At 66.8% G+C, this 10,600-nt stretch carries 11 protein-coding genes; 2 read left to right on the forward strand and 9 right to left on the reverse strand.

What is annotated here, in order from left to right; genetic code table 11:
• The first annotated feature begins 52 nt into the window (after window positions 1-52).
• Both HPA02_RS00690 and HPA02_RS00695 read left to right on the forward strand, forming a co-directional pair.
• Window positions 53-1,654 (forward strand): cryptochrome/photolyase family protein, encoded by a 1,602-nt coding sequence (locus tag HPA02_RS00690; protein WP_146800849.1) that lies wholly within the window; start codon window positions 53-55, stop codon window positions 1,652-1,654.
• A complete protein-coding gene (locus HPA02_RS00695) occupies window positions 1,651-2,061 on the forward strand; it encodes a thiol-disulfide oxidoreductase DCC family protein (protein WP_146800851.1) in 411 nt (136 codons plus the stop codon). Before HPA02_RS00690 ends, HPA02_RS00695 begins: the two co-directional genes overlap by 4 nt.
• Window positions 2,062-2,117: 56 nt before the next feature.
• On the opposite strand, the gene HPA02_RS00700 is transcribed toward HPA02_RS00695, so the two are convergent.
• From HPA02_RS00700 to rnr, 9 genes are all read right to left on the reverse strand, one after another.
• The gene (locus tag HPA02_RS00700; RefSeq protein ID WP_146800853.1) at window positions 2,118-2,420 is read right to left on the reverse strand and encodes a DUF6482 family protein; all 303 of its coding nucleotides are present in this window, start codon (window positions 2,418-2,420) and stop codon (window positions 2,118-2,120) included.
• 456 nt (window positions 2,421-2,876) lie between these two features.
• Complete coding sequence (locus HPA02_RS00705; protein ID WP_146800855.1) at window positions 2,877-3,170, reverse strand: hypothetical protein; 294 nt, start codon at window positions 3,168-3,170, stop codon at window positions 2,877-2,879.
• 87 nt (window positions 3,171-3,257) lie between these two features.
• Window positions 3,258-4,646 (reverse strand): replicative DNA helicase, encoded by a 1,389-nt coding sequence (gene dnaB / locus HPA02_RS00710; RefSeq protein ID WP_146800857.1) that lies wholly within the window; start codon window positions 4,644-4,646, stop codon window positions 3,258-3,260.
• A gap of 185 nt (window positions 4,647-4,831) precedes the next feature.
• Window positions 4,832-5,278, reverse strand: coding sequence for a 50S ribosomal protein L9 (rplI, locus tag HPA02_RS00715; protein WP_146800859.1), 447 nt, complete (start codon window positions 5,276-5,278; stop codon window positions 4,832-4,834).
• A 15-nt stretch (window positions 5,279-5,293) separates the two neighbouring features.
• A complete protein-coding gene (locus HPA02_RS00720; protein WP_146800861.1) occupies window positions 5,294-6,145 on the reverse strand; it encodes a hypothetical protein in 852 nt (283 codons plus the stop codon).
• A gap of 13 nt (window positions 6,146-6,158) precedes the next feature.
• A complete protein-coding gene (gene rpsR, locus HPA02_RS00725; RefSeq protein WP_146800863.1) occupies window positions 6,159-6,386 on the reverse strand; it encodes a 30S ribosomal protein S18 in 228 nt (75 codons plus the stop codon).
• A gap of 26 nt (window positions 6,387-6,412) precedes the next feature.
• Window positions 6,413-6,793, reverse strand: a complete 381-nt coding sequence (rpsF, locus tag HPA02_RS00730; RefSeq protein ID WP_146800865.1) for a 30S ribosomal protein S6 — start codon at window positions 6,791-6,793, stop codon at window positions 6,413-6,415.
• 404 nt (window positions 6,794-7,197) lie between these two features.
• Window positions 7,198-7,947 carry a 23S rRNA (guanosine(2251)-2'-O)-methyltransferase RlmB gene (gene rlmB, locus HPA02_RS00735; protein WP_146800890.1) on the reverse strand — a complete coding sequence of 250 codons (750 nt, stop codon included), beginning with the start codon at window positions 7,945-7,947 and terminating at the stop codon, window positions 7,198-7,200.
• A 98-nt stretch (window positions 7,948-8,045) separates the two neighbouring features.
• Entirely contained in the window at window positions 8,046-10,418 is a 2,373-nt protein-coding gene (rnr, locus tag HPA02_RS00740) for a ribonuclease R (RefSeq protein WP_146800867.1), read from the reverse strand.
• Window positions 10,419-10,600: the final 182 nt, after the last annotated feature.

The raw sequence follows: 10,600 nt of genomic DNA on the forward strand, positions 1-10,600 counted from the left end.
GGCGGAATGAAGTTATACTATCATCAATATTTGTATAACTTCAGGTCAGACCATGTCCAAGCCACTGATCCTGGTGCTCGGCGACCAGCTCAGCCACGACCTGCCGAGCCTGCAGGCCCTCCCCGACGGCGCCGTGATCGCCCTCTGCGAGGTGGCCGACGAGGGGCGCTATGTGCCCCACCACCCCCAGAAGATCGCCATGATGCTGGCGGCCATGCGCCACTTCGCCGATGAGCTCCGCGCGCGCGGCCTGAGGGTGCACTACAGCGCCCTGGACGCCCCGGACAACACCCAGTCGTTGGTCTCGGAAGCCGAGCGCCTGGCCCGGTACTACGGCTGTGACGAGATCCGCGTGGTGCGCCCCGGGGAGTGGCGACTGTGGGAGGCCTTCAAGGCGCGCGAGGCCGGGCCCCTACCCTGTCGACTGCTCGAGGACAACCGCTTCTACACCACCCCGGAGGCGTTCGCCGCCTGGATGCGAGGCCGCAAGCAGCCGCGCCTCGAGCACTTCTACCGGGCCCAGCGCCGCGCCACCGGGTTGCTGATGGAGGCTGGCGCCCCCCTGGGGGGGAAATGGAACTATGATGCCGACAACCGTCACCCGCTGGCGGATGCGCCCCCCCTGCCCGCCCCGCTGCGCCATGCCCCGGATGCCATCACCCGGGACGTGCTCGAGCTGGTGGCGGAACACTTCGGCGAGCACTTCGGCCGCCTCGAGGATTTCGACTGGCCGGTGACCCGAGCCCAGGCCCGGGCCGAGCTGGCGGACTTTCTCGAGACGCGCCTGGCCCATTTCGGCCGCTACCAGGACGCCATCAGCGACGAGGCGCCGCGCCTCTTCCACTCGCGGCTCGCCGCCGCCCTCAACCTCGGCCTGCTCTCGCCCCGCGAGACCTGCGAGGCCGCAGAGCGCGAGTACCTCGAGGGGCGCGCGCCGCTGAACTCGGTAGAGGGCTTTATTCGCCAGATCCTCGGCTGGCGCGAGTATGTGCGCGGCCTCTACTGGACCCGGATGCCGGACTACAAGCGCGGCAATCACCTGGAGGCCAGCCGTGGCCTGCCGAGCTGCTACTGGAGCGGCGACACCGAGCTGCACTGCCTCAGGCGGGCCATCGAGATGACCCGCGACCACGCCTATGCCCACCATATCCAGCGGCTGATGGTCACCGGCAACTTCGCGCTGCTTTGCGGCGTGGCGCCCCAGGCGCTCTGCGACTGGTACCTGGCGGTCTATGCGGACGCCTGCGAGTGGGTGGAGCTGCCCAATACCCTGGGCATGGTGCTGCACGCCGATGGCGGCCTGATGGGCTCCAAGCCCTACTGTGCCTCCGGCAAGTACATCGATCGCATGTCGGATCATTGCCGCCACTGCCGCTACGATCCCAAGCGGGTCACCGGCACCCACGCCTGCCCCCTCAACGCGCTCTACTGGCATTTCCTGATGCGTCACCGCGACCGACTGGCGAGCAATCCGCGGATGCGGCTGATCTATGCCGGCCTGGAGCGCATGGGCGAGGCCAAGCGCGAGGCCATCCGCCAACAGGCCGAGGCCTTCCTCGAGGGGCTGGCCTGCGAGACGGCGCCCCGCTGGGCGGGCGGCGACCAGGCCCACCAACACGCGCTGGGGTATCGGTATCGGGAGTCCTCGCCATGACGCCCCATGCCCCGGTCACGCCGGTGACTCTCTTCTACGACGGTCACTGTCCGCTGTGCCTCAGGGAGGTGGCCTGGTTGTCGCGCCATCCGCGGCGACGGCGGGTGCGCCTGGTGGATATCCAGGCCGATGACTTCGATCCCGCGGCACTGGGCGTCACCGTCGAGGCCCTGATGGGGCGCTTGCACCTACGCGACGCCGAGGGTCGCTGGTATCGGGGAATGGATGCCAGCCGCGCCCTCTACCACGGCCTAGGCTATCGGCGCCTGGTATGGCTGAGTACGCTACCAGGGCTACGCCAGGTACTGGATTGGGGATATCTCGGCTTCGCCCACCATCGGCTGCGGCTGGGGCGCTGGCTGGGCCGGGGAGAACGCTGCCCCGGGGCCAATAAGCGAGAAAGATAAGAGAGTGTGCGGTGCGACAGGTGAGCGTCGCCGTGGACGGCGACGGGAGGAGGCCGTCAGAAGGCCAGGGGAATGCGTGAGGTCAGGGGGTCGTGGTAGTGAGCCTGGCGGCCGATTACCTCGTCCTGGGGCACGTGCTGCACCAGGTAGGCACGGTGGATGCCGGCGCGCTTGAGCTCCAGGTAGACGTCGTCCAGGGCGCGGAACAGCATCGGCTTGCCGGCCCGGGTCAGCAGCTCATGCTTGCCTTCCAGGTCCTCCACTTCCACTTGGTAGAAGCGGCTGCCGGAATGCGTGATCACGCGGATCTCGAAATTGTCATGGGCGGCCACGAAGGCCTTCAGATGATGAATATCCATAATCCCTCCAAAGCAAAGCAGGTTTCTCTTTCCTGCACACTGAACGCATCAAATGACAACGAGATGACACTCAGATAGTGGTCCTATGACCTTTGCCTTGCCCGGAGGGTTCCCCGGCCGACCGTCGGTTACTGATATTCGGAAGGGTCGATGGCCTGGCCCAGCGAGCGAGAGGGCTGCGGTCCACCCACTTGCCCGCCTGGGTCTCGGTTACTGATACTCGGAAGGGTCGATGGCCTGGCCCAGCGAGCGAGAGGGCTGCGGTCCACCCAGTTGCCGGCCTGGGTCTCGGTTACTGATACTCGGAGGGGTCGATGGCCTTGCCCAGCGAGCGAGAGGGCTGCGGTCCACCCAGTTGCCCGCCTGGGTCTCGGTTACTGATACTCGGAGGGGTCGATGGCCTGGCCCAGTGAGCGAGAGGGCTGCGGTCCACCCATTTGGCCGCTGTTGTCTCGGTTACTGATACTCGGAAGGGTCGATGGCCTTGCCCAGGGAGTTGCGGTCGACCCAGTTGCCGGCCTTGGTCTCCTTGTAGCGGAACACCACCCGGTCGCCCACGCTGACCGGCAGCTCGGCGTCCTCGGTCTGGTAGCTGTAGGTCTCGCCGTCTACCACCAGCTGGTAGCGGTAGAGGTCGGGCATGCCCAGCCACTCCTTGAAGGGGCCCTCCCGCTCCAGGGATTGCAGCTCGCCGCGGCCCTCCAGCTTGGGGGTGCGCTTGCGGCCGCCACGTCGAAATCCGCCTGCCATGGTTGTCTCCTATCGATGATCGAGGGTCGCGATTATACGGGGCCGAGCCCAAGCCTCAAGTCGGCATCACGCCCAGGACGAGCCTCGTCACTCGCCCATATGCTGGCCGTAGCTATCCGGGGCCAGGTCCTCGAAGCGGGTGTACTTGCCGATAAAGGCCATATGCACGGTGCCGATGGGGCCGTTACGCTGCTTGCCGATGATCAGCTCCGCCAGCCCCTTGTTATCCGGGTTGTCGGCGTTGTACACCTCGTCACGATAGACGAAGGCGATGACATCGGCATCCTGCTCGATGGCACCCGACTCGCGCAGGTCCGACATCACCGGGCGCTTGTTGGGGCGCTGCTCCAGGGAGCGGTTGAGCTGCGACAGGGCGATCACCGGGCAGCCGAACTCCTTGGCGATGCCCTTCAGCGAGCGCGAGATCTCGGAGATCTCGCCGGTACGATTCTCGGAGAAGCCGGGGATCTGCATCAGCTGCAGGTAGTCGATCATGATCAGGCCGACATTGCCGTGCTCCCGGGCGATGCGCCGCACCCGCGAGCGCATCTCGTTGGGTGACAGGGCCGCGGTATCGTCGATGAAGAGCTGCTTGTCCTTGAGCAGGTTGACCGCCGAGGTCAGTCGCGGCCAGTCCTCGTCCTCCAGCTGGCCGGTACGCACCCGGGTCTGGTCGATGCGCCCCAGGGAGGAGAGCATGCGCAGCATCAGGGCATCCGCGGGCATCTCCATGGAGAAGACGATCACCGGCTTATCGCCGGAGATCACCGCATGTTCCACCAGGTTCATGGCAAAGGTCGTCTTGCCCATGGAGGGTCGCCCGGCGATGATCACCAGGTCCGAGGGCTGCAGCCCCGAGGTCATGTCGTCCAGGTCGCGGAAGCCGGTGGAGAGGCCGGTCATCTGCCCCTTGAGGTTGAACAGCTCGTCGATGCGATCCACCGCCTTGGCCAGCAGCTCGCTCATGCCGATGGCGCCGCCGGACTTGGGGCGCTCCTCGCTGATCTGGAAGACCAGCCGCTCCGCCTCGTTGACCAGCTCGTCGGCGGGGCGCCCCTGAGGAGCGAAGGCGCTCTCGGCCACCTGGTTGGCGGCCTGGATCAGCTTGCGCAGGGTCGCCCGCTCGCGAACGATATCGGCATAGGCGCGGATATTGCTGGCGGACGGGGTATTGCGGGCCAGTTCGGCCAGGTAGGCCAGCCCCCCCACCGTCTCCAGCTGGTCACGATTCTCCAGGGCCTCGGAGAGGGTCACCACGTCCAGGGGATGGGCGCCCTCCGCCAGGGACTGCATGGCATTGAAGATCAGGCGGTGCTCGTAGCGGTAGAAATCATTGGCGGTCAGCCGTTCGGAAACGGTATCCCAGGCCTGGTTATCGAGCATCAGCCCGCCCAGCACCGACTGCTCCGCCTCCAGGGAGTGGGGCGGCACCTTGAGGGCGGCGGTTTCCTGATCGGACTCGGCGAATTCATTCATGACGCATGAGGGCCTTGGCTGGAACGACGATGCTCGGGACGAGCCCGAGCATTCTACCCCAAGCGACCGCCTGGCCCCATGCCCGATTTCCCGGCGGCGCCAGAGACGCGAAAGGCCCCGGAGGACGAACCCCCGGGGCCTTTCCTGCCCCGCCGCCTGGGGCGGCGGGGCGAGTGGCGGGCCGCTTACTCGGCGACCACCACGATGCGCACGGTAGTGCCGACTTCGGCATGCAGCTGCAGGTCGATGTCGTACTCACCGGTGGCACGGATCGGGCCTTCCGGCATGCGCACTTCGCTCTTGGCGACGTCGAGACCGGCCTGGCTCAGGGCCTCGGCCAGGTCGCGCGGGCCGATGGAACCGAACAGCTTGCCCTCGTCGCCGGCCTTGGCGACCAGGGAGAGTTCGATCTCGGACAGCTCGGCGGCACGCGCCTCGGCCACGGCCTTGCGCTCGGAGGCCTGGGCCTCGAGCTCGGCACGCTGGGCCTCGAAGGCCGCCACGTTGTCCTTGGTGGCCGGCACGGCGAGGCCGTACGGGACCAGGTAGTTACGGCCGTAACCGGCCTTGACGGTCACCTGGTCACCCAGGCCACCCAGCTTGCCAATCTTGTCGAGCAGAATGACTTCCATCTCGTGAACCTCTTGTCAGTCGCTGCGGACCAGGCGGCCGCGGAGATCCGCGACGCTGTCGATCATGGCCAGCAGCAGCACAATCAGAATCGTGGGCCAGGTGGCGATCAGCAATACATAGAAGGCCACCAACCAGAGCCCGTTCATCCCCTTGATACCGATAATTCCGTGAATCAGCGCGATGCCGGCGACCAGCAGGGGCACCCAGGCGAGCATGGCCAGGGCGGGAAGCCCCAGGACCAGGCCAACGATGCCCAGCACCAGCAGGATGGCGAATTCGCGGGGCGCCAGGCGCAGGCCGTGGAACTCCTCGCGAAAGCCACCGGGGTTATACAGCCCCGCCTGCCAGGCGCGCCCCAGGGCCAGACACCCCACCGCGGTCAGGCTCACCATCACCCCGGTGACCCCACCCACCAGCAGCGTCGCCAGTTGCTCGGTGGCGATGCCCTGGCTGGCCAACTCGCGGAGCATGGCGTCCACCTCCGCGGAGCCCTGGCGCAGCTGCTCGAGCAGCGGGCCCACGCCCCCCGGGGGCACGAAGACCCCGAGCTGGACCATCCCCGCCGCGGCCAGGGCGCCGACGATCAGCGCCTCGCTCCAGCGCATCCGCGCGCGCAGCACCACCGCCATCAGGGTGGCCAACAGCACGCAGGACAGGGGAATCACGTCCCCCTGCATCCACCACCAGCCCGAGGGCAGGGCGGCGGCGAGGATCACCGGCAGGGCCGGTGCCATGCCGCGGCGCAGGGTCACCAAAGCGGCGATGGCGGCGCTCAGCCAGAACAGCCACGGCACCAGGGCGGCGATCGCCGCCGCTGCCACCGCCTGGGGCGTTCCGCGCATCAGCCATCGGGCGAAGGGCAGCATCGCGTATCCGGAATTACTGGTGGCTGTCGGAGTAGGGCAGCAGGGCCAGGTAGCGGGCGCGCTTGATAGCGGTGGCCAGCTGGCGCTGATAACGGGCCTTGGTGCCGGTGATACGGCTCGGCACGATCTTGCCGGTTTCGGTGACGTAGGCCTTGAGCGTATCGATGTCTTTATAGTCGATCTGCTTCACGCCTTCGGCGGTGAAACGGCAGAACTTACGGCGACGGAAAAAGCGTGCCATTGTAAATCTCCTCTGGACGTGCGGAATCAGTTAGCTTCGGCGGTTTCGGCGCTGCGCGGCTTTTCTTCGCGACGCGGACGCTTCTCTTCTGCCGGCTTCATCATCGGTGAGGCTTCGGTGATGGCTTCCTTGCAGCGCACGACCAGGCTGCGGATGATGGCATCGTTGAAGCGGAAGATGTTCTCGATTTCCTCGAGGGTCTCGCCGCTGCACTCGACGTTCATCAGCACATAGTGGGCCTTGTGGATCTTGTTGATCGGGTAGGCCAGGTGACGACGGCCCCAATCTTCCAGGCGATGCACGCTGCCGCCGCTCTCGGTGACGAGGCCGGTGTAGCGCTCGACCATGGCGGGCACCTGCTCGCTCTGATCCGGGTGGACCATGAAGACGATTTCGTAATGACGCATGGTGGCTCCTTTCGGTTTGACAGCTTCCTGGGGCGCACGGAGGCCCGAAGAAGCAAGGAGGTGATAGTGGAAACACTAACGCCCGCGCGAAGGACGCACGGGCGCCAATATTTTAGGGACTGCCGCCCCGCGACGCAAGGGCGACAAGCCGGAAACTGCACTTCATCCCAGACTGGGCACGCGGCCACCGGGGAGAGTGGGCGAGCGATTTCGCCGGGACGCCGACACGCAGCGAGCCGGGTAGCGCAAATCGACAGGGATGTCGATTTAAGGCCGGCGAGAGGGACCTCGGTCCGGCCTTGTGCGTGTCACCCGGCTCGCGAAGCGTCGGGGTTTCGTCCCGGAGGTGAGCGAGCCACTCTGCCCGGAGGTCCCTCCTGACCGGAGCCATCGGGGCATGCCCACTACTGGCTAGGGGCGATGCCTGACTGGCGCTGGCGTACCGCTTCGAAGAGGCAGATACCGGTGGCCACCGAGACATTGAGGCTGGAGACGCTGCCCGCCATGGGCAACTTGACCAGGGTGTCGCAGGCTTCTCGGGTCAGGCGGCGCAGGCCCTTGCCTTCGGCGCCCATCACCAGGGCGGTGGGCCCGCGATAGTCACCGTCATAGACGCTGGCCTCGGCCTCGCCGGCGGTGCCGAACAGCCACACGCCCTGCTCCTTGAGTTTGGCCAGGGTGCGGGCCAGGTTGGTGACCTGATAGATCGGCACGCTCTCGGCGGCGCCGCAGGCCACCTTGCGCACCGTGGCATTGAGTGGCGCCGCCTTGTCCTTGGTGACGATGACGCCATGCGCCCCGGCGGCATCGGCGCTGCGCAAACAGGCGCCGAAGTTGTGCACATCGGTGACGCCATCGAGGATCAGCAGCAGCGGCGGGGCCGCATGGGGCCAGGCGCCCAGCTGCAGCCACAGCGACTCCTCGCCGGCGAAGGCCAAGGGCGGGCAGAAGGCGACGAGGCCCTGGTGGGCGGCGCCCTGAGTCAGTTGATCGAGGAGGTCCCGGGGCTGGGTCAGCACCCGAGCCCCCCGGGCCCCGGCCCGTTCGAGGAGCTCGGCCAGGCGCCGACCGGCGTCGCCCTCCTGGACCCAGAGTTCCCGGGGCGCCTCGCCGCGCTCCAGCAGCGCCTGGACGGCGTGCACGCCGTGCACCATATCGAGCCCCGCCGGAGTCGCTACGACGCCCTTCGAGCGGGGGCCACGGGCGACGTTACCGGGGCGACGGCCACCCTTTTTGTTGCCGCGCTTGTCACTCACCGGCGGCGACTCCGCCGCGGCCCGCGCCGCCTGCCCTTGGCGTTATCCTGGGTGTCCTTCTTGGCCTCCCGGGGTGCATTGGCGGCCGGCGCCTCCTTGCGGCGCCGCGGCACGCGCTGGGGACGCGGCTTGTCATCGGCCAGCTCGAAGTCGATCTTGCGTTCGTCGAGATCGACCCGCGCCACCTGCACGGTGACGCCATCGCCGAGGCGATAGCTCATGCCGCTGCGCTCGCCCTTGAGGCGATGCTTCTCGGCCTCGTAGTGGTAGTAGTCGGAGGGCAGCGAGGTGACGTGCACCAGGCCTTCCACGTAGACCTCGTCGAGGCGCACGAAGATGCCGAACTGGGTCACCGAGGCGATGGTGCCATCGAAGACCTCGCCCAGCTTATCGGACATGAACTCGCACTTGAGCCAGTCCTCGACATCGCGGGTGGCGTCGTCGGCGCGGCGCTCGGTCATCGAGCAGTGCTCGCCGAGCTCGAGCATCTGCTCGAAGGTATAGGGCGCCCACTTGCTGGGCGGCTCCACCTTGGCGCCCTCGGCACGCAGCACCGTATTGGTCTGGCGCGGCCCGCGGATCACCGAACGGATGGCGCGGTGCACTAACAGGTCCGGGTAACGGCGGATCGGCGAGGTAAAGTGGGCATAGGCCGGGTAGGCCAGGCCGAAGTGGCCGTCGTTCTGGGGCGAGTAGATCGCCCGACTCATGGAACGCAGCATCACCGTCTGGATGACATCGGCGTCCGGGCGCCCCTTGATGGCCTCGGCCAGGTCCCGATAGTCCTGGGGCGTCGGGTCGTCGCCGCCGCCCAGGGAGAGCCCCAGCTCGTTGAGGAACAGCCGCAGCTTGTCGAGGCGTTCCGGTGAGGGCTTCTCGTGAATGCGATAGAGCGCCGGCAGGTCATGCTTGTCGAGGAAGCGGGCGGTGGCCACGTTGGCGGCCAGCATGCACTCTTCGATCAGCTTGTGGGCATCGTTGCGCGAACGCGGGACGATCTTCTCGATCTTGCGCTCCTCGTTGAAGAGGATGGCGGTCTCGGTGGTCTCGAAGTCGATGGCGCCGCGCGTTTCCCGGGCCTGGCGCAGCAGCTTGTAGAGGGCATGCAGGTCCTGCAGCGGCTTGACCAGGGGCGCATACTCCTGGCGCAGGGCATCGCCGTCCTCGCTCTCCTCGTCGAGGATCGCCGCCACCTTGTTGTAGGTGAGCCGCGCATGAGACTGGAACACCGCCTCGTAGAAGCGATAGCGACTGATGGCGCCGCTCTGAGAGATATTCATCTCGCAGACCATGGCCAGGCGATCAACGCTCGGATTCAGCGAGCAGAGCCCGTTGGAGAGCAGCTCCGGCAGCATGGGCACTACCTGCCCGGGGAAGTAGACCGAGTTGCCGCGGGCGATCGCCTCCTGGTCCAGGGGCGAGCCGGGACGCACGTAGTGGGAGACGTCGGCGATGGCCACGACGAGCTTCCAGCTACCGGACTTGGTCTTCCAGGCACAGACGGCGTCGTCGAAGTCCTTGGCGCTCTCGTCATCGATGGTCACCAGCGGCAGGTCGCGCAGGTCGATGCGATGCGCCTTGTCCGCCTCGGCCACCTCGGCCGACATGCTGCTGATCTGGTCGTGCACGTCGGGCGGAAAGTCGGCGGGAATCTCGTAGCTGCGGATGGCGATATCGATCTCCATCCCCGGGTCCATGCGCTCGCCGAGCACCTCGATCACCTCACCCACCGGCTGCACCCGGGTCTCCGGTTGCTTGACGATGCGTGCCGAGATCACCTGGCCGTCCTGGGCACCGCCGCAGGCACTGTGGGGAATGATCACCTCCTGGGTGATACGGGCATTCTCCGGAATCAGCACGCCGAATTCCGGGGTATTGGCCCGGTAGACGCCGACGATGGTCTGGGTGTTGCGGGCGATCACCTCGGCGATGGTCGCCTCGTCGCGCCCCCGGCGGTCGCGACCGCTGATGCGCACCAACACATGATCGCCATGGAAGACCCGACGCATCTGCCGCGGCGGCAGCACCAGGTCGGGCTTCTTGCCGTCGTCGCGCAGCACGAAGCCGAAGCCGTCACGGTGGCCCAACACCTTGCCCTTGATCAGGTCGAGCTTGTCGATCAATGCATAGGCGCCGCGGCGATTGCGCAGCACCTGGCCATCCCGCTCCATGGCCGCCAGGCGGCGGCGCACCGCCTCGATCAGGTCCTCGTCGTCGAGGCCCAGCATGCGGCTCATGTTCTCGTGGGTAATGGGTTTGCCGTACTCCTCCAGGCGGGCGAGCAGGTACTCGCGGCTGGGGGCTGGCTTGTCGTACTTGTGGGCTTCACGTTCCGCGTGGGGGTCGTCGCTGAGCGTCCAGTGGGTCATGCGTGTGGCATCCTTGAACAAAAAATGGGCGAGAGGCGCGGGCGTGAGGCAGGAAGGGTCGGTTTCATGGCCGCAGTATAGCCTTAGGTATCGCTCGACCCAACCATTGCGGCGATTTCCCCTTAGAAAGCCGGCGGCAGGGCTTGCAAAACCCGGCGAAATCGGTATTATGCTCGCCACTT

The sequence above is a fragment of the Bisbaumannia pacifica genome (assembly GCF_007989625.1).
Classification (GTDB): Bacteria; Pseudomonadota; Gammaproteobacteria; order Pseudomonadales; family Halomonadaceae; genus Bisbaumannia; species Bisbaumannia pacifica.

Excerpts from the sequence above, each read along its gene's own strand:
- HPA02_RS00690 (WP_146800849.1), top strand. The coding sequence starts at position 53 with ATGTCCAAGCCACTGATCCTGGTGCTCGGCGACCAGCTCAGCCACGAC.
- HPA02_RS00695 (WP_146800851.1), top strand. The coding sequence starts at position 1,651 with ATGACGCCCCATGCCCCGGTCACGCCGGTGACTCTCTTCTACGACGGT.
- HPA02_RS00700 (WP_146800853.1), bottom strand. The coding sequence starts at position 2,420 with ATGGATATTCATCATCTGAAGGCCTTCGTGGCCGCCCATGACAATTTC.
- HPA02_RS00705 (WP_146800855.1), bottom strand. The coding sequence starts at position 3,170 with ATGGCAGGCGGATTTCGACGTGGCGGCCGCAAGCGCACCCCCAAGCTG.
- dnaB (WP_146800857.1), bottom strand. The coding sequence starts at position 4,646 with ATGAATGAATTCGCCGAGTCCGATCAGGAAACCGCCGCCCTCAAGGTG.
- rplI (WP_146800859.1), bottom strand. The coding sequence starts at position 5,278 with ATGGAAGTCATTCTGCTCGACAAGATTGGCAAGCTGGGTGGCCTGGGT.
- HPA02_RS00720 (WP_146800861.1), bottom strand. The coding sequence starts at position 6,145 with ATGCTGCCCTTCGCCCGATGGCTGATGCGCGGAACGCCCCAGGCGGTG.
- rpsR (WP_146800863.1), bottom strand. The coding sequence starts at position 6,386 with ATGGCACGCTTTTTCCGTCGCCGTAAGTTCTGCCGTTTCACCGCCGAA.
- rpsF (WP_146800865.1), bottom strand. The coding sequence starts at position 6,793 with ATGCGTCATTACGAAATCGTCTTCATGGTCCACCCGGATCAGAGCGAG.
- rlmB (WP_146800890.1), bottom strand. The coding sequence starts at position 7,947 with ATGGTGCACGGCGTGCACGCCGTCCAGGCGCTGCTGGAGCGCGGCGAG.
- rnr (WP_146800867.1), bottom strand. The coding sequence starts at position 10,418 with ATGACCCACTGGACGCTCAGCGACGACCCCCACGCGGAACGTGAAGCC.